19 protein-coding genes are annotated in these 17,295 nt (G+C 67.9%); 6 read left to right on the forward strand and 13 right to left on the reverse strand.

Annotated features, from left to right (window positions below; all coding sequences use genetic code 11):
- Positions 1-8: 8 nt before the first annotated feature.
- From ACZ0AE_RS11600 to ACZ0AE_RS11615, 4 genes are read right to left on the reverse strand one after another with little or no spacing between them, the layout of a single operon-like run.
- Entirely contained in the window at positions 9-380 is a 372-nt protein-coding gene (locus ACZ0AE_RS11600) for a YfeK family protein (protein WP_038687871.1), read from the reverse strand.
- A complete protein-coding gene (gene phaC, locus ACZ0AE_RS11605; RefSeq protein ID WP_463601183.1) occupies positions 377-1,444 on the reverse strand; it encodes a class III poly(R)-hydroxyalkanoic acid synthase subunit PhaC in 1,068 nt (355 codons plus the stop codon). Before phaC ends, ACZ0AE_RS11600 begins: the two co-directional genes overlap by 4 nt.
- Positions 1,441-2,544 (reverse strand): class III poly(R)-hydroxyalkanoic acid synthase subunit PhaE, encoded by a 1,104-nt coding sequence (phaE, locus tag ACZ0AE_RS11610; RefSeq protein WP_463601184.1) that lies wholly within the window; start codon positions 2,542-2,544, stop codon positions 1,441-1,443. The genes phaC and phaE overlap by 4 nt, the downstream gene beginning before the upstream one ends.
- 55 nt (positions 2,545-2,599) lie before the next feature.
- Positions 2,600-3,214, reverse strand: coding sequence for a CDP-alcohol phosphatidyltransferase family protein (locus tag ACZ0AE_RS11615; RefSeq protein ID WP_038687864.1), 615 nt, complete (start codon positions 3,212-3,214; stop codon positions 2,600-2,602).
- Between the two features lie 323 nt (positions 3,215-3,537).
- On the opposite strand from ACZ0AE_RS11615, the gene ACZ0AE_RS11620 reads away from it, so the two are divergent.
- Positions 3,538-4,245 carry a class I SAM-dependent methyltransferase gene (locus ACZ0AE_RS11620; RefSeq protein WP_463601185.1) on the forward strand — a complete coding sequence of 236 codons (708 nt, stop codon included), beginning with the start codon at positions 3,538-3,540 and terminating at the stop codon, positions 4,243-4,245.
- A 56-nt stretch (positions 4,246-4,301) separates the two neighbouring features.
- On the opposite strand, the gene ACZ0AE_RS11625 is transcribed toward ACZ0AE_RS11620, so the two are convergent.
- Genes ACZ0AE_RS11625 through ppsR form a run of 3 tightly spaced genes read right to left on the reverse strand, consistent with a single transcriptional unit; the run spans position 4,302 to position 6,245 of the window.
- A complete protein-coding gene (locus tag ACZ0AE_RS11625; RefSeq protein ID WP_038687861.1) occupies positions 4,302-4,790 on the reverse strand; it encodes an NUDIX hydrolase in 489 nt (162 codons plus the stop codon).
- A 60-nt stretch (positions 4,791-4,850) separates the two neighbouring features.
- On the reverse strand, positions 4,851-5,363 hold the full coding sequence (locus tag ACZ0AE_RS11630; protein ID WP_038687859.1) for a DUF1249 domain-containing protein: 513 nt from the start codon (positions 5,361-5,363) through the stop codon (positions 4,851-4,853).
- Between the two features lie 60 nt (positions 5,364-5,423).
- Entirely contained in the window at positions 5,424-6,245 is an 822-nt protein-coding gene (gene ppsR, locus ACZ0AE_RS11635) for a posphoenolpyruvate synthetase regulatory kinase/phosphorylase PpsR (protein ID WP_038687857.1), read from the reverse strand.
- 144 nt (positions 6,246-6,389) lie between these two features.
- Between ppsR and ppsA the strand changes: the two genes are divergently transcribed.
- Entirely contained in the window at positions 6,390-8,768 is a 2,379-nt protein-coding gene (gene ppsA, locus ACZ0AE_RS11640) for a phosphoenolpyruvate synthase (protein ID WP_038687855.1), read from the forward strand.
- Between the two features lie 347 nt (positions 8,769-9,115).
- Here the strand turns inward: ppsA and ACZ0AE_RS11645 are convergent, their stop codons facing one another.
- From ACZ0AE_RS11645 to mntR, 5 genes are all read right to left on the reverse strand, one after another.
- Complete coding sequence (locus ACZ0AE_RS11645) at positions 9,116-10,228, reverse strand: alkene reductase (protein ID WP_463601186.1); 1,113 nt, start codon at positions 10,226-10,228, stop codon at positions 9,116-9,118.
- A gap of 127 nt (positions 10,229-10,355) precedes the next feature.
- Complete coding sequence (locus ACZ0AE_RS11650) at positions 10,356-11,222, reverse strand: EcsC family protein (protein ID WP_258317334.1); 867 nt, start codon at positions 11,220-11,222, stop codon at positions 10,356-10,358.
- 61 nt (positions 11,223-11,283) lie between these two features.
- Complete coding sequence (orn, locus tag ACZ0AE_RS11655; protein WP_038687851.1) at positions 11,284-11,853, reverse strand: oligoribonuclease; 570 nt, start codon at positions 11,851-11,853, stop codon at positions 11,284-11,286.
- A 102-nt stretch (positions 11,854-11,955) separates the two neighbouring features.
- Positions 11,956-12,480 carry a tRNA adenosine(34) deaminase TadA gene (gene tadA, locus ACZ0AE_RS11660; RefSeq protein ID WP_038692092.1) on the reverse strand — a complete coding sequence of 175 codons (525 nt, stop codon included), beginning with the start codon at positions 12,478-12,480 and terminating at the stop codon, positions 11,956-11,958.
- Positions 12,473-12,931: a manganese-binding transcriptional regulator MntR gene (gene mntR, locus ACZ0AE_RS11665; RefSeq protein ID WP_038687850.1), complete on the reverse strand. Its 459-nt coding sequence runs from the start codon at positions 12,929-12,931 to the stop codon at positions 12,473-12,475. The genes tadA and mntR overlap by 8 nt, the downstream gene beginning before the upstream one ends.
- Positions 12,932-13,087: 156 nt before the next feature.
- On the opposite strand from mntR, the gene ACZ0AE_RS11670 reads away from it, so the two are divergent.
- Complete coding sequence (locus ACZ0AE_RS11670; RefSeq protein WP_463601187.1) at positions 13,088-13,327, forward strand: DUF1653 domain-containing protein; 240 nt, start codon at positions 13,088-13,090, stop codon at positions 13,325-13,327.
- Between the two features lie 159 nt (positions 13,328-13,486).
- Entirely contained in the window at positions 13,487-14,446 is a 960-nt protein-coding gene (locus tag ACZ0AE_RS11675; RefSeq protein ID WP_463601188.1) for a hypothetical protein, read from the forward strand.
- A gap of 50 nt (positions 14,447-14,496) precedes the next feature.
- Here the strand turns inward: ACZ0AE_RS11675 and ACZ0AE_RS11680 are convergent, their stop codons facing one another.
- Positions 14,497-15,486, reverse strand: coding sequence for a GAF domain-containing protein (locus ACZ0AE_RS11680; RefSeq protein WP_448133912.1), 990 nt, complete (start codon positions 15,484-15,486; stop codon positions 14,497-14,499).
- 250 nt (positions 15,487-15,736) lie between these two features.
- Between ACZ0AE_RS11680 and ACZ0AE_RS11685 the strand changes: the two genes are divergently transcribed.
- Positions 15,737-16,951, forward strand: a complete 1,215-nt coding sequence (locus ACZ0AE_RS11685) for an MFS transporter (RefSeq protein ID WP_038687844.1) — start codon at positions 15,737-15,739, stop codon at positions 16,949-16,951.
- Between the two features lie 66 nt (positions 16,952-17,017).
- On the forward strand, positions 17,018-17,284 hold the full coding sequence (locus tag ACZ0AE_RS11690) for a CD225/dispanin family protein (protein ID WP_038687842.1): 267 nt from the start codon (positions 17,018-17,020) through the stop codon (positions 17,282-17,284).
- Positions 17,285-17,295: the final 11 nt, after the last annotated feature.

The raw sequence follows: 17,295 nt of genomic DNA on the forward strand, positions 1-17,295 counted from the left end.
GGCGATGTCTACAAGGTGCGTTGGCGCAGGGCCTTCAGACGCGCGCCAAACCACACCGCGGCGGTCTGCTCGGGCTGGCCCGGGCAGGCAATGCGGTAGGGCTTGCCGCTCATGCTGCTCTGGCTGGCGGCCCGCTCGATGAACTGCTCGGCGGTGTCCACCTTGTCCTTCTTGAGCAGGTAGTCGTACTTGCGCTGCAGGTGTGCGCGCGCCTCGGCGGCGTCATGCCAGCTGCCATTGCGCTGGAAGCGGCAGCTGGAACCATCCAGCGCGCCGATCAGGCCGGCGATCTCGCGGCGGGCGGTGTCGCTCGGGGCGGCCAGCGCCACGCCGGGGGCGATGAGGGCCAGTGCAAGCACTGCGCGGAGGCGATGGGTCATGCGGAACGTTCCTTCAACCAATCCGTGATCGTACCGGGCACCTCGCGCTGGGCGCGGCCGGACACGTAGATGCCGATGTGGCCGCCGCGGAAACTGCTTTCGGTGTAGTCGGTGCTGCCGATCCGGCCGCGCATCGCGCGTGACGCATCCGGCGGCACCAGGTGGTCCTGCTCGGCGTAGATGTTCAGCACCGGCAGGGTGACCTGCGACAGCTGGACGGTGTCTTCGCCGATCTTGATGCCGTCGTGCATCAGGCCGTTGCCCTGGTAGAACTGCTTGATGAAATCACGGAAGGTCTCGCCGGCGAGGTCGGGCGAATCGAAGATCCACTTTTCCATGCGCAGGAAATCCTGCAGCGCGGCCTTGTCGTCCAGGATGTCGAGCAGGCCGACGTACTTCTGCACGTTGAGCCGGAACGGCTTGAGCATCAGGTAGCTGGCATTCATCAGGTCGGCCGGGATGTTGCCCAGCGTGTCCACCAGCAGGTCCACGTCCACCTGCCGCGCCCAGTGCGACAGCATGTTGTCGGGGGTCTGGAAGTCGACCGGGGTGACCATCGTGATCAGGTTGGCCAGCTTGTGCTGGCGCAGCGCGGCGTAGCACAGCGCGAACACCCCGCCCTGGCAGATGCCGAGCATGTTGATCGGGGCGCCCGACTGCGCCTGCAGGTGGTCCACCGCGCCGTCCACGAAGCGCAGCAGGTAGTCCTCGAGCGTCTGGTAGCGCTCGGAGCGGTCCGGGTAGCCCCAGTCCAGCACGTACACGTCGTGGCCGAGCGCGAGCAGGCGCTGGACCAGCGAGCGGTCGGCCTGCAGGTCCACCATGTACGGGCGGTTGACCAGCGCGTAGACGATCAGCAGCGGCGTACGCTGGACCGGCGCATCGTCGCCGACGAAGCGGTACAGGACGACCTTGCCGTCGCTCCACACTTCCTCGCGCGCGGTGGCGCCGTAGTCCACGTCCTCCACCGACGGCAGCAGGGTCAACCCGTCCAGCAGCTTGCGCTGCATGGCCAGGGTCTCCTGCAGCAGGTCCTCGGCATTGAAGCCCAACGGCCCTTTCATGGCGTGCGCTTCCGCGGCTTGGCGGCGGCCGGTTTCGCCGACGCCTTGGGGGCGCTCTTTTTCACGGGGGCCGACGACGCCTTTTTCGCAGCGGGCTTGGCCGCTTTGGCCGGCTTCTTGACCGGGCCGGGCGTGGGCGCTGCATCGCCGCGGGCCGCGCGCGGGCGCGACGCCGCTTTCGGTGACTCAGCCGCTGCCGGCTGGGGCGCGACGCCGGCCGCCATGCGCCGTACCAGCCGCTCCAGGTCGGTGATGCGGCGGTGCGCGGCATCCATTTCGGTGCGGGTGGGCATGCCGATCGCCTCGCACACCCGTTCGATCTCGTGCTGGGTGGCCGCGCGCAGGCGCATCTGCGCGTTGCCCAGTTCGGCATACACCTGCTGGAACGGCTCGGACATCGCCACCTTGGCGTACGCCTCTTCGGCCGCCTCGATCCACAGGTCGAACATCGCGCGCGCGCTGGTCAGCTGGTTGCCCGGCTGCTCGTGCTCGGCCAGGCGCTGCTCGAACAGTTTGAACGCATCGTCCAGCGCCTGCTTGATCTGGTCCACGTAGTCGCGCGAGTGCGCCTGGTAGTCCTGCTGGGCGCGCAGCAGCGCCTGCCAGCGGGCCTGGTGCTCACGACCGGGGCCGAACGCCGGGCTCTGCAACCACGGGCCCAGGTCGCGCTGCAGGGTTTCCAGCAGCTTCAACAGGTCCGGGCCGCCGGCCTGGGTGTGACCCCGCGCGCCCTGCAGCATCCACTGCAACAGCCCGTCGCCCTGGCCCTCGACGGCCTGCTTCCAGGCCTGGGCGACATCGGCACTGCTGGCATCGCGGCCGGCGAACTGCGCGGCCACCTGCTGCATGGTGCCGTACCAGCCACCGGCCTGTTCGCGGAAGCGGTGCACCGCGTCGTCGGCCGGGCTGCTGTTGGCATTGGGCATCATCTGCGCCCACCAGTCGATGGCCTGCTGCCAACTGCCCTGCCCCGCGCCTTGCGCGCCGGGCGCGCCGGGTGGCACGGCGGCGTGGCGCAGGGCATCGCCCCAGGCGCTGAAATACTGGCGCGCCAGGGCTTCGATGTCGCCCGCGTTGCCGCCGCTGCCGGCCGTGCTCATCGGCGGGCTCCAGGCTGCAGGCCGGACAGGATCAGGGACAATGACAGGGGCAGGTTCATGGCTTGGGAATACGCAGGGTCTTGCTGATCATCAGCGAGCCGGACAGGGCGAACAACAGCACCATCGGGTGCAGCTGCCACGGACCCAGTTGCCACTGGCCCAGCCACAGGTTGTGGCCGATGGCGCCCATGCTGGCGGCCACCGCCAGCACCACCACCAGCGCCAGGCTGGTGGGAATGGGCGTGCCTTCGAAGTACGGCACCTTGTCGCCCTCGCCCGCCAATGCCTCGGCGGTCACGTTGTAGCGCGCCAGGCGGCTGACCCCGCAGCACACGAAATAGCTCAGCACCAGCCAGTCCCAGCCGCCCTGCATGCCGCAGGCGTAGGCCAGCGCGGCCGGGGCCACGCCGAAGGAAATGATGTCCGACAGCGAATCCAGCTCCCGGCCCAGCGTCGAGCTGGACTTGCGCCAGCGCGCGATGCGCCCGTCGAGCGCGTCGAAGATGAAGGCCAGCGGGATCAACGCCATGCCGAACAACAGGTAGCTGCGCTGCCCGTCCTGCAGGAAGCGCATGGCGGCGAACACCGCGCCGGTGCCGCAGAACGCGTTGGCCAGGGTGAACCAGTCCGCCAGGTGGAACTCGCGCAGCATCGAGAAGTGACGTTTCATGGGTGATCTGTAGACGGCAATCGCAAGAGAGTACCGCGAGCAGCCCAAACCGTGACAGAGCGGTGCGGCCGACGCCTTGGCGACGCCTTCACGGGACAACGACATGCGGTGAATTTTTGGCCACCCATCTTGACAGCGAGAACTGGCGGGGGCTGCCATGGCTTATCCACAAACTTGCGCACCAGTCATCCACACCCCCTGTGGACAACTCCGTCTCAGCCGCCGCGACGTTGGTTATTTATTGATCACCGATGGCCGGTTGACAGCTGCCGCCGGTGTCATCGCCGGCACCGGGCAGTGTCCGAAGCGCTCCGTCCACGGGTATGCTGGTGGGTGGGCACGCCGCCGCTACGTCCTGCCCGCCCCTTGCGACAGGAGTTGCCTGCGTGCTTTCACCCGAACATCTTGCTGCCCAGTTGCGCCACCCGCATGGGGACCATGCACTGGCTGTAGCCGAGTCCATGAACCGCAGCAACGGCGCGCTGAACCAGGCGGCCATCGCCCTGCTGGCCGTCGCCGCTCGCGAACAGGTGCTGGAGATCGGCCCAGGCAACGCGGCCTTCGCTGCTGACCTGCTGCGCGCGCCCGGCAGCCGCTACCTGGGTGTTGAGGTGTCGGCGGACATGGTGGATGCCGCGCAGGACCGCCTGACCGCCGCCGACCTGCACGGCCGCGCCGCCGTCCGCCTGGGCGATGTGCATGCGCTGGACCTGGAGGACGCCTGCATCGATGCGGCGTTGGCGGTGAACACCGTGTACTTCTGGGAACAGCCCGCGCTGGCGCTGGCTGAACTGGCCCGGGTCCTGCGCCCCGGCGGCCGGCTGTGCCTGGCCTTCGGCGATGCGGCCTTCATGCGCACCCTGCCCTTTACCGCGCATGGGTTCCACCTGCATGAGCTGGCCGACGTGGAGCTGGCCATGCGCAGCAGTGGGCTGCGGGTCTGCGGCTGGCGGGCGCACCGGGAAACCGGCACCAGCAATGACGGGCGCCAGGTGGAGAAGCACTTCCATCTGTTGCTGGCGCGGCGGTGATGGCGCGGCGGTGCTGGGTTGGTTGGGTTGCCGGCCAGCGGCCGGCACTACCGCCGTTATAGGCGGGTGTAGGTCCAGGACTGCATGGCGCCATCGCGGTACGGCATCACCCCGTGGAAGGCGCGCGGGTCGTCGCCGAACACCAGCGGCAGGAAGCTGCGGTCGCCTTCCCACAGTGGCAGGGTGTCCAGCTTGTCCAGGTCCACCCACTCCAGGGTGCCCTCGGGGTTGGAGGTCAGCGGCGTACCGGTGAAATCGTCGATCACGAACACGAACCCGAACCAGTCTTCGCCGTGCTTGCCGAAGCCCGGCCAGCTGATGGTGCCGCGCAGGCGCATGGTGCCGCATTCGATCCCGGCTTCCTCGCGGATCTCGCGGCGCATGCAGGCCGCAGCGTCTTCGTCACGCTCCATCTTGCCGCCCAGGCCGTTGTACTTGCCCAGGTGCAGATCGCCCGGGCGGGCGTTGCGGTGGATCATCAGGGCTTGCTTGCCATCGGGCGAAATCACGTAGCCGAGGGTGGCCATGATCGGGGTATAGGGCATGAGGCAGAGGCTCAACAGGCACAAACCCCGATTATGCGCGATCGGCGCGGCGCGGTTGGCTCAGCCGGCCACGCGGGTGCGCTGGGTGTCGGCCGGGGCCGGCAGGGCATCGCCGTCGCGGCGCAGGGTGGCCACGCCGTGACCGCGCTCGGCCAGGTATTCCAGCCATTTGCCCAGGAAGGTGTTCATGCGCATGCGGTGGCTGATCAACTCGGCCGGCGGCGGGTACATGCCCACCACGTCCTGCCAGCGCCGCCCCACGTAGCAGTGGGTGGTCTCGGCCTGGCGCGCGTCACGGTACAGCCGCACATAGGCCGACGGATCCGGCTGCCCGGTGACCGGGTCGGCGAAGTCGTAGGTCAGGCGCAGTTCGACCGTGTAGCGGTGGCACTCGATGACGTCCAGGCGGACGTCCAGCCCATCGCCCACCGACGACACGTAGCTGCCGGCCACCAGTTCGGCCGGTGCGAACAGCCGCACCAGGTGCTGGTAGTTTTCCGCGTACAGGCCCATCAGCCAGCTCAGACGGCTGAGCCTGGGGATGCGTTCGATGCGGGGCGTTGCCTGGGCCATGGGGTCGATCCTACACGTTGATCCTTCAACGTGGGGGCGGCCAGGCCCCGGCCAAAGGGGTCAATACAACTCGCGCTGCAGCCCCAGGGTGGTCAGCACCTTGCTGGAAATCTCCTCGATCGAGGTGTGCGTGGTGCTCAGGGTCGGGATGCGCTCCATGCGGAACATGGTCTCGGCCGCGGCCACCTCGCGCTTGCAGGTCTCCAGGTTGGCGTAGCGCGAGTTCGGGCGGCGCTCCTGGCGGATCTGCTGCAGGCGGTCCGGGTCGATGGTCAGGCCGAACAGCTTCTTGCGGTACGGGCGCAGCCGGGGCGGCAGGCGGTCCTGCTCCAGGTCTTCGTCGGTGAGCGGGTAATTGGCCGCGCGCACCCCGTAATGCAGGGCCAGGTAGATGCAGGTGGGGGTCTTGCCGGCCCGCGACACCGCCACCAGGATCACGTCGGCGTCGTCGTAGTTGATGGCAATGCCGTCATCGTGGGTCAGCGCGAAGTTCATCGCATTGATGCGCCGGTGGTAGGTCTCGAAGTCCACCATGCCGTGCGCCTGGCCCACCCGGGAGTGGCGGTTGACCGCCAGTTCGCGCTCCAGGGGCTCGATGAAGGGGGCGAACACGTCCAGCATCAACCCGCCGCTTTCGGCCAGGATGATGCTCAGCCCGCTGTCCACGCAGGAACTGACCACGATCGGCCGGACCTGGTAGCGCTCCCCGGCTGCACGGATCCTTTCACACGCTTCGCGGGCCTTTTCCGGATCATCGATGAACGACATCCGGTCGGTAATGAAGCTGAACCCGGAGAACTGGGTCAACAGGCTATGCCCAATGGTTTCAGCGGTGATACCGGTTCCATCGGACACGTAGAACACCGGACGGATCGTCGACATACGGCTTTTACCCCCTACGAAGCTTAAAAAGGCTGTCGATACAAGCTTGTGCCGACAGCGGTCTGCCCGGCATCATATCGGCTTCTTCCTACGGACGTGGCCATCCAAGCCCGCCTCGGGCGATGGCCAAACGGAGCATCGCGCTTGAACGAGAATATCCTGTGGTTGCACGAACTGCGCTTGGCCGATCTGGCCCGCGTAGGCGGCAAGAATTCGTCGCTGGGCGAAATGATCGGCAATCTTGCCGGCCTGGGGGTTTCTGTCCCCGGCGGTTATGCAACCACCGCTGAAGCCTTCAAGGACTTCATCGCGCACAACGATCTGTCCAAGCGCATCTTCGACAAGCTGGCCACGCTGGACGTGGAAGATGTCGCCGCGCTCACCGTAGCGGGCAAGGAAATCCGCGGCTGGGTCATCGACGCCCCGCTGCAGCCGCAGCTGGACCAGGACATCCGCAGCGCCTACAAGAAGCTGTGCGACGAGAACGGCGGCGGTGACGTGGCCGTGGCAGTGCGCTCCTCGGCCACCGCCGAAGATCTGCCCGATGCGTCGTTTGCCGGCCAGCAGGAGACCTTCCTCAACGTCACCGGTGCCGACGATGTCGTGCTCAAGGTCAAGGAAGTGTTCGCCTCGCTGTACAACGACCGCGCCATCGCCTACCGCGTCCACCACGGTTTCAAGCACGAAGACGTGTTCCTGTCCTCGGGCGTGCAGTTGATGGTGCGTTCGGGCGTGGGTTCGTCCGGCGTGCTGTTCACCCTGGACACCGAGTCCGGCTTCCGCGACGTGGTGTTTGTCACCTCCTCGTTCGGCCTGGGCGAAATGGTCGTGCAGGGTGCGGTCAACCCCGACGAGTTCTACGTCTACAAGCCCACCCTGAGCGCCGGCAAGCCGGCGATCCTGCGCCGTTCGCTGGGCAGCAAGGCCATCCGCATGGTGTATTCGGATGTCCCCGGTGAGCGCGTGCGCATCGAAGACACCCCCGCCGAGCAGCGCAACGTCTTCTCGATCAGCGACGAGGACGTGCAGGAACTGTCCAAGCAGGCGCTGGTCATCGAAAAGCACTACGGCCGCCCGATGGATATCGAGTGGGCCAAGGACGGCGTGAGCGGCAAGCTGTTCATCGTGCAGGCGCGCCCGGAAACGGTGAAGTCGCGTGGCCATGCCACCCAGATCGAGCGTTTCGCGCTGAGCCAGAAGGACGGCAAGGTGCTGGCCGAAGGCCGCGCCGTGGGCGCCAAGATCGGTGCCGGTACCGCCCGCGTGGTGAAGTCGCTGGAAGACATGGCCCGCGTGCAGCCCGGCGACGTGCTGATTGCCGACATGACCGACCCCGATTGGGAGCCGGTGATGAAGCGCGCCTCGGCCATCGTGACCAACCGCGGTGGCCGTACCTGCCACGCGGCGATCATCGCCCGTGAGCTGGGCGTGCCGGCCGTGGTCGGCTCGGGCAACGCCACCCAGCTGATCCAGGATGGCCAGCAGGTCACCGTCAGCTGCGCCGAGGGCGACACCGGCTTCATCTACGACGGCATCCTCGCGTTCGAGCGCACGACCACGGACCTGGGCAACATGCCGCCGGCGCCGCTGAAGATCATGATGAACGTGGCCAACCCGGAACGTGCCTTCGACTTCGGCCAGCTGCCGAACGCCGGCATCGGCCTGGCCCGCCTGGAGATGATCATTGCCAGCCACATCGGCATCCATCCCAACGCGCTGCTGGAATACGACCGCCAGGACGCGGCGACCAAGAAGAAGATCGACGAGAAGATCGCCGGTTACGCCGATCCGGTGAGCTTCTATGTGGGCCGTCTGGCCGAGGGCATCGCCACGCTGACCGCGTCGGTTGCGCCGAACCCGGTGATCGTGCGCCTGTCGGACTTCAAGTCCAACGAGTACGCCAACCTGATCGGCGGCAGCAACTACGAGCCGCATGAAGAGAACCCGATGATCGGCTTCCGCGGCGCCAGCCGTTACGTCGACCCGAGCTTCTCGGCCGCCTTCGCGCTGGAATGCCAGGCCGTGCTGCGCGTGCGCAACGAGATGGGCCTGGACAACCTGTGGGTCATGATTCCGTTCGTGCGCACCCTGGAAGAAGGCCGCAAGGTCGTCGAGGTGCTCGAACAGAATGGCCTCAAGCAGGGCGAGAACGGCCTGAAGATCATCATGATGTGCGAAGTGCCGTCCAACGCACTGCTCGCCGATGAGTTCCTGGAGATCTTCGACGGCTTCTCGATCGGCTCCAACGACCTGACCCAGCTGACCCTGGGCCTGGACCGCGATTCGTCGATCGTGGCGCACCTGTTCGACGAGCGGAACCCGGCGGTGAAGAAGCTGCTGTCGATGGCGATCAAGTCGGCGCGCGCCAAGGGCAAGTACGTGGGCATCTGCGGGCAGGGCCCGTCCGATCACCCGGACCTGGCCGAATGGCTGATGCAGGAAGGCATCGAGTCGGTGTCGCTGAACCCGGACACCGTGGTCGACACCTGGCTGCGCCTGGCCAAGCTGAAAGCCAAGGGCTGATCCAGCCAGACCGGTAGCAAACAGAACCCCGCGCAAGCGGGGTTTTGTTTTGTGTGGCCCCGGTAGAGCCGACCGTTGGTCGGCTGCGGCGCATCGCGCGGCGGAGCCTGCCGAATGGTCACCCCCCGGTAGAGCCGACCGTCGGTCGGCTGCCGCGCACGGCGCGGCGGATCCTTCCGAATGGTCGCCCCCCGGTAGAGCCGACCGTTGGTCGGCTGCCGCGCACGGCGCGGCGGAGCCTGCCGATATTCATGGCGCCGGATCGGAGGGCAGCTGACCAACGGTCAGCTCTACCCAACGGTCAGCTCTACCCGGTGGTCAGCTCAACCCCCGCTGGGTGCGCGCCTTCAGGCCTCGGCGGTTTCTGCCACCGGGTAATCGGTGAAGCCTTCCGCGCCGCCGCCGAAGAACGTGGCCTTGTCCGGGGCGTTCAACGGCAGGCCTTGGCGCAGGCGCTCGGGCAGGTCGGGGTTGGCGATGAACGGTCGGCCGAAGGCGATCAGGTCGGCCCAGCCCTTGGTCAGCGCCTCTTCGGCGCGTTCAACGGTGTACTTGCCGGCATAGATCAAGGTGCCGCGGTAGAGCATGCGCAGCGCTTCCTTGAAGGCCACCGGCATCACCGGTGCGTCGTCCCAGTCGGCCTCGGCGATGTGCAGGTAGCCCACGCCGATGCTGTCCAACAGGTGTGCGGCCGCCAGGTAGGTCGCCTGCGGGGTGTCGTCCACCGCGCCCTGCAGCGTGGTCAGCGGGGCAAGGCGCACGCCGACGCGCTCGGCGCCGATCGCGTCGGCCACGGCCTCGACCACCTCGCGCAGGAAGCGCAGCCGGTTCTGCAGCGGGCCACCGTAGGCGTCGGTACGCTGGTTGGCCTGCGAGTCGATGAACTGGTTGATCAGGTAGCCGTTGGCGCCATGCAGTTCGATACCGTCGAACCCGGCGGCGATCGCGTTGCGTGCTGCCTGCGCGTAGTCGCGCACGATGCCGGGGATCTCCTCGATCGCCAGCGCGCGCGGCATCGCGTGCTGCACCATCTCGCCCACGCCGCCCTGCGGGCCCCTGCCCTGCGGATCGACGAACACCTTGACGCCCTCGGCCTGCAACGCCGAGGAGGACACCGGCGCGCCGCCGTCGGGCTGCAGCGCGGTATGCGACACGCGGCCGACGTGCCAGAGCTGGGCCACGATGCGGCCGCCGGCGGCGTGCACCGCATCGGTCACGCCGCGCCAGCCGGCGATCTGCGCATCATCGTGGATGCCCGGGGTCCAGGCGTAGCCCTGGCCCTGCTGGCTGATCTGGGTGCCTTCGCTGACGATCAGGCCAGCCGACGCACGCTGCGCGTAGTAGTCGGCCATCAACGGGGTGGCGACATTGCCGTCGGCCGCGCGCGAGCGGGTCATCGGCGGCATCACGATACGGTTGGGCAGCGTCAGCGCGCCCAGGCGGTAGGGGGTGAACAACATGGACAATCATCCTTCGGAACAGGTCTGCCCGAAGGATGGGGGCGGGCAGGCGGCTGCAACAGCGCGACCACGGCAAAACAGTTGTGCCCCCAGCGCAACGATCCGCCCGTGGCCCGGCGTGGCGGCCTCAGCCGCGCTGGCCGGCCAGCATCGAATAGGCCGCACGCACCGTTTCATACCCGTAGGTGCGCTCCAGCCGGCGCACGATGAAGTGGCCGCGCGCCATGTCCTGGTAGTAGTCGGTGAACATGGTGTTGAGCGTGGCGCCGGTGACCGCGCCGATGATCGGCACGGCCTGCGCGGCGAACTTCTCGGTGACCACCACGCCAAAGCGCGCGGCCACCTTCTCCACGATCTTGGCCAACCACTTCCCGGCCTCCTTTGGGGTCAGGCCGATCATCACCCCGCCCCCGCTGGCGGCGCGCCCGGCCAGTTCGGCCGACAGGTGCCGCATCACTTCGGCGGTGAAGCCACGGGTGATGTAGTAGCCGGTCTCGCTGGCATCGTCGCCAGTGGCATTGCCGCCCAGCGCGAACACCTCCAGGCAGGCGTGCCGGGTGCTGAGGTCGCGCAGGTCGAAGCCTTCGCTGCGTGCCACGTCGGCCACCGACCGCATCATGATGGTGGTGGAGACCGGCAGTTCGATGAACAACGAGGTGAAGCCGAACGCCCCGCCGACCGCGCCGCTGGTGGCGGCCGCGAGCTTGTGCCAACGCGTGGACGCCGCCTTGCCGGGGGTGTTGTCCATGCTCCACAACGCCGCTTGGGCAGATTTGAACAGGGCGGCCTCGACCGCCCCGTGGATCCGTTTGGACACCACGTTCGGCAGCTTCTTCACCGCGAACTCCAGCGGTGAGCCGATCAGGTTGGCCATCTTGGCGGTGATCGTCGGCGACTCCAGCAGCGTGACGGCACGCTGCAGGTCGGCCCAATCCTGCGAAGTGGGCAGGATCTGCGTGTCCAGCGGGGGTGGCATGCGGGAGATGGCGTTCATGGCCCGGATCATAGCGCCGGGCGGTTGAACGGAATGTGCGTCCCGCGTCAGGCCGTTGCGATCAGCCCGGCAGGCCCGATAACGCGCCCATGAACTGGCGGTAATGGCGAAGTTCGGCGATCGAGTCGTGCACGTCGCTCAGCGCGGTATGGCTGGCGGTCTTGGTCAGCCCGGCCGCCACGCTCGGCGCCCAACGCTTGGCCAGTTCCTTCACCGTGGACACGTCCAGGTTGCGGTAATGGAAGTACTTCTCCAGCCGCGGCATCTCGCGGTGCAGGAAGCGGCGGTCCTGGCAGATCGAGTTGCCGCACATCGGCGAGGCACCGGCCTTGATCCACTGCGCCAGGAAATTCACCGTCTGCGCTTCGGCCTGGCCAAGGGTGACCTGGCTGTCGACCACGCGCTGCCACAGGCCGGAACGGCGGTGCTGGGTGCGGTTCCATTCGTCCATCGCTTCCAGGCGCTCGACCGGATGGTGGATGGCGAACTCGGGGCCTTCGGCAAGCACGTTCAACTGCGCATCGGTGACCACGGTGGCGATCTCGATGATCGCGTCGTTGTCGGTATCCAGACCGGTCATTTCCAGGTCGATCCAGATCAATCGTTCGCCTTCTGCGCCGTTGTCAGCCATGTCTACGCCTTGTGCAGGGGACGGCGCCGCAGCGCCGGCCGGGATGAGAATGGCCGATATGATACCGCCCCGGCGTCATCACCCCGTCGCGGACAGTGCCGGTTATTCCAGCAGCAGCGGCGGCTTGCCGCGTTTGGCGCGGAAGTAGTTGGTCAACCGGGTGCTGGCGTCCTTGGCCAGCACGCCGCCATGGATCTCGACGCGGTGGTTGTGGCGCGCATCGCCCAGCAGGTCGAAGACGCTGCCACAGGCGCCGGTCTTGGGATCGCTGGCGGCATACACCACGCGTGCCACGCGCGCATGCACGATCGCCATCGCGCACATCGCGCACGGCTCCAAGGTCACATACAGCGTGCTGCCCACCAGCCGGTGGTTGCTGATCGCCCTGCCCGCCTTGCGCATTGCCACGATCTCGGCATGCGCGCTGGGGTCGTGGTCGGCGATGTTGAGGTTCCAGCCTTCGCCCAGCAGTTGGCCGTCGGCGCCGACCAGCAACGCACCCACCGGAATCTCGTTGAACTCGCGTTCGGCACGCTCGGCCAGGGCCAGCGCGTGGCGCATCCAGTGCTCGTCCTGGTCGTGCACCGGCACGCCCAGCGGCGGCGGCGCGGGCAGGTACTCAACCATGGCCGTTGGCCTTGCGCACGAACGCCTCGAACGCGGCCAGGGTCGCTTCGCTCACATGATGCTCGATGCCTTCGGCATCGCGTCGCGCCGAATCGGCGTCCACGCCCAGTGCCAGCAGAAACTTCTCCACGGTCTGGTGGCGCGCGCGCATCTCCACCGCCAGCGCCTCGCCGGCCGGGGTCAGGAACACGCCCCGATACGGCCGCTGCACCGCCCAGCCCTCCTTGACCAACCGCTTCAGCGCCTTGGCCACGGTCGGCTGCGCCACGCCCAGGCGGGTGGCGATATCCACCTGGCGGGCCTCGCGGCCGTCGGCGATCAGGTCGGCGATGAGCTCCACGTAGTCTTCCACCAGCTCCGAGCGGCGCGCTTCGCGCACCTGCACGAAGCCCTCCGCATGCGCTTCGGCGGCAAGCAACGGGGATTTCCTGGACAGGGAGGCTGGCGGCATGGGCGCGCGGATCCAAGGCGGCCGACAACGGCAATGGGGCCTATTCTACGCGTTGGGCCGTCATCGGGCAGCCGCGCCGGGCGGGCGGCGCGACTCCGCGACCGAACGTGCACGGTGCGATACTTCGCGGCCATCGGTTGACCTGCCCCCGCCACCATGTCCGATCTTGCGCCCCTGCCCAGCCTGCCCCTTGGCCACTATCGCCATTTCAAGGGCGGCAACTACGACGTGCTGGGCGTGGTGCGCCACAGCGAAACGCTGGAGCCGCTGGTGCTGTACCGCCCGCGCGATGCGGACGTGGGCCTGTGGGTACGCCCGTTCGCCATGTTCTGCGCGGAGGTGGAGGTGGACGGCGTGCGCCGCCCGCGCTTTGCCCGGGTCGACGCCGACAGCTGAGCCCAACGGCACGCGCATTTCAAAGAAGTTGTATTGCAACGGGCCGCGATGGATCCGAGCATGGCCGGCTTCGACCATCGGCGGTGACGCGATCACACCGGTGCCTTGAACGCCCCGCGGCGGGCTCGCCGACGCCGGGACTTCTGCAATGAGGCTTCGATGCTTGCGTTTCTTCGCCGTGCTCTGCGTGCCGCCGCGTGCTGCCTGCTCCCCTTGCTGGTGGGTTGCAAGGCGCCCCCTGCGCCACCGGTGCAACCCGTGCCGGGCTCGCTGGTCCGCATGGCGCCCCCGGCCGGCTTCCTGCCTGCCCCCAACTTCGCCGGGTTCGTCACCGCCGATGGCCAAGCCAGCATCCTGGTAGCCGAGCTGCCGGCCCACAGCGCGCCGGCCGTTGCCACGCTGTTCAACGACCTGCCCAGTGCACGCCACCACTTTGCCACTCAAGGGGTGGAGATCGATCGCCTGCAGTCCATCGCCGCCGACGGCATCACCGTGCCGGTTGCGATCGGCCGCCAGGCCGCGCATGGACATGTGTTCGACAAATGGGTCGCGCTGTATCAGGGGCGCCGCACCGTGCTGGTGACCGTACAGGCGCCCGCGGCGCATGCCCTTGCACAGCCTGCTGCGCTGGCCGCCCTGGCGTCGGTGACGCTGGGCAGCCCCGCCAGCCTGGAAGAGGCATTGGCGGCCCTGCCCTTCCATGCCACCGCACGGCCGCCCTTCCGGGTGATCGATACGCTGGCCGGCGCCGGCATGCTGATGATGGCCGGCGAACGCGATGTGGACCCCGACGGAGGTCAGCCGCGGGTGATCATCGCTTCGCAGTTGTCCCTGCCCGCCGGCTCGGATGATCTGGGCAGACTGTCAGGGGTGTTGATCGGCGGCACCCGTGAGATCCAGCAGGGCACGCCCCTTGTACGGCAAGCGGTGGCCTTTGGCGGTATCGACGGCGAGCGGGTAACCGGCAGCCTGCCTGACGGTGGTCGGTACGTGCACTATCTGGCGCTATGGCCGGGACGTCGCTATGTGCGCCTGGTGGCGATCTTTCCACCCGGCAGCGATGCCGATGCGTACGAAGCGGTCGAGGCGATCGCCCGCTCGGTGCGATTCAAGGACTGAACGCGGGGGCCGTCGACGCACGTGACCGAGCCCGGCGCCTGCCAGTGGCCTCAGCGCTCGACCCGACTCAACGCTTCGATGCGCTTGGCAGTGTCGTGCAACGCTGACGTTGGCGCCGCGCTGGCGGCGATCCGTGCCGCCTGTTCGGCGACCGCCGCCAACGCGGCACGCACCGTCTGTGGCGCCTGGCCGTCGATGGTGCCCTGCGCATCCTCCAGCTCCAGCTGCGCGCCGATCCATGCGGCCAGCACTTCGAAGCACCGCACGCTTACCGCATCCAGCTGCGAGGGGTTGGGGTCCAACGCACACAGGGTGCCGAACAGGCTGCCGTCACGCCGGAACATCGGCACCGACAGATAGCTTTCAAAGCCGTACATCGCCGGCGTGGGATGGGTGGAGAACACCGGGTCGGCACTGGCGTGGTCGAACTGCACCGTGTGGTGATGCTGGCGGATCTCGTCGCAGATGGTGGTTTCCAGCACCAGGTCCTGACCCGGTTGCAGCCCGAAGCCCAGCAGGTCGTGCACGGCGCATGCCGTCCAGCGCTCGGCGGTGACCCGCGCGACCGCGACAAAGCGCATGCCGGTCAGGCGGCTGGCCAGTTCCAGCAGGGCCGGCAGCGCCGGTAGTTCCAACAACGCGGCGACATCGGCGAGGCGCGGATCGTGCGACACCAGGATGGGCGCCAACGGCGGGGCCGTCAGTGCGAGGTCGTCCACCGGATTTTCGAGCGCGGCCATGCGCGCAGAGAGCACCTTGGCCGTGACCAGGTCGAACAGTTCGCGCACGGCGGCCGACAACCCGCGTCCATCCCGGATATCCCCGACGAAGTGAATGCCCTGCCCCACCAGGCGCAGCTGTTCGACGCCGTGGTCCAGCCGCAATGCCGGCCAGGCCAGGCGATCCAGGACCCGCATCCAGTCATCGCCCGGGGTGGTGTCGAGCAAGGCACTGACAATCACCCGCGACGGGGCCGGCCCGTCCTGCAGGCCAGGCAGGTCAAAGCCGACCACACTGGGGAAGCCGGAGCCTGTATGCATTGCGTTCCTCGATGGGGCGGCGTGGGCCCCGTGCAGGCGTACCCGCCACATCGGGGGTACAGGGAATGAATTGTCGCACGATCCCGCGAGACAGCCCGTGCGGCGCTTCACATTTGTGCTTCGAGCGCCTGCGTTGCCCGGCGGCGCATCACAGCATCCTACCCGGCAGCACGACAGAACCGGGGTATTGCTGCGCCGCAGCAGTACAATGCCCCGCTCCCCGTTGCAACGCATCCGCCACCGCACCCGCATGAGCCTTTCGATTGCCCCCCTGGCCGCGCGCCTGTCCCCGCGCGAGCGCACGTTCATCCTGCTGGCCCTGTCGCTGGGTGGCTTCGCCATCGGCACCAGTGAATTCGCCAGCATGGGCCTGATGCTGGAAATCAGCCGCGGCCTGTCGATCAGCGAAACCCAGGTGGGCCACCTGATCAGCGCCTACGCCATCGGCGTTGTGGTGGGTGCACCGGTGCTGGCTTTCGCCGGCGCCGGCTATGCCCGGCGCACGTTGCTGCTGGGGCTGATGGGCTTCTACGCGGTGGGCAACCTGGCCAGCGCGCTGGCCCCCAACTACAGCACCATGCTGGTGGCCCGGTTCGTGGCCGGCCTGCCGCACGGCGCCTACTTCGGCGTGGCGATGCTGGTGGCCGCGGCCATCAGCCCGCCCGCACAGCGCGGCGCAGCCATGTCCAAGGTGCTGCTGGGCCTGTCGGTGGCGATCCTGGTGGGCAACCCGCTCACCACCTGGCTGGGCCAGCAGTTCAGCTGGCGCACCGCCTTCGCGCTGGTCAGCGTGCTGGCCATCGCCACCGTGGTGATGATTGCGCGCTACCTGCTGCCCGATCCCGATGAAGTGCGCACCTCGCCGATGCGCGAACTGCGCGCGTTCAACCGCACCCAGGTGTGGCTGGCGCTGGCGATCGGGTCGGTGGGGTTTGCCGGCATGTTCTGCGTGTTCACCTACCTGGCGCCCACGCTGGTCCAGGTGACCGGCCTGGCCGAATCCTGGATGCCGCTGGCAGTGGGCATCTTCGGCATCGGCGCGATCATCGGCAACGTGGCCGGTGGCTGGCTGGTGGACCGCTTCCACTTCCGTGCCGCTGCGCTGGTGCTGGTGTGGTCGATCGTGGTGCTGCTGGCGTACCCGTTGGCGGCGCAGTCGGTGTGGAGCATTTTCCCGATGATCATCGCCGTGGGCACCATGGGCGCGCTGGCCGCGGTGCTGCAGACCCGCCTGATGGACGTGGCCGGCGAAGCACAGACGCTGGCCGCCGCATCCAACCATGCCGCGTTCAACACCGCCAATGCACTGGGCCCGTGGTTCGGTGGCATGGCCATCGGCGCCGGTTTCAGCCCGGCCACTACCGGGTACGTCGGTGCGGCAACGGCACTGGGCGGCCTGCTGTTGTGGGGCGTGGCGGTGCTGGTGGACCGGCGCTCGCGCAGCGCGGTGGCCTGCGAGGGGTGAGCGCCGGGCTGCGCAACAGCAAGGCGCCCGGGTAAACTCCCGGGCCCTTCGAACATGGATGGTGCAATGAACACGGCTACGCCACCGGCCAACGCGCCCAAGGACCACATGGCGCTCGCGGTGATCAGCATCATCTGCGGATTTCCGCCGTTCGGCATCGTCGCCACGATCCACGCCAACCGCGTGGCCTCGCATCGGTTGGCCGGCAACATGGCCTTGGCCACCACCGCCTCGCGCAAGGCACTGCGCTGGTCGATCGCCTCGCTGGTCGCCATTCCGCTGCTGGGCGTGGTGCTGATCGGGTATGGTCTGCTGCTTCGCGTAGTGGGTTGAGGCGTTGGCGG

The organism is Stenotrophomonas sp. AC248 (assembly GCF_979258185.1).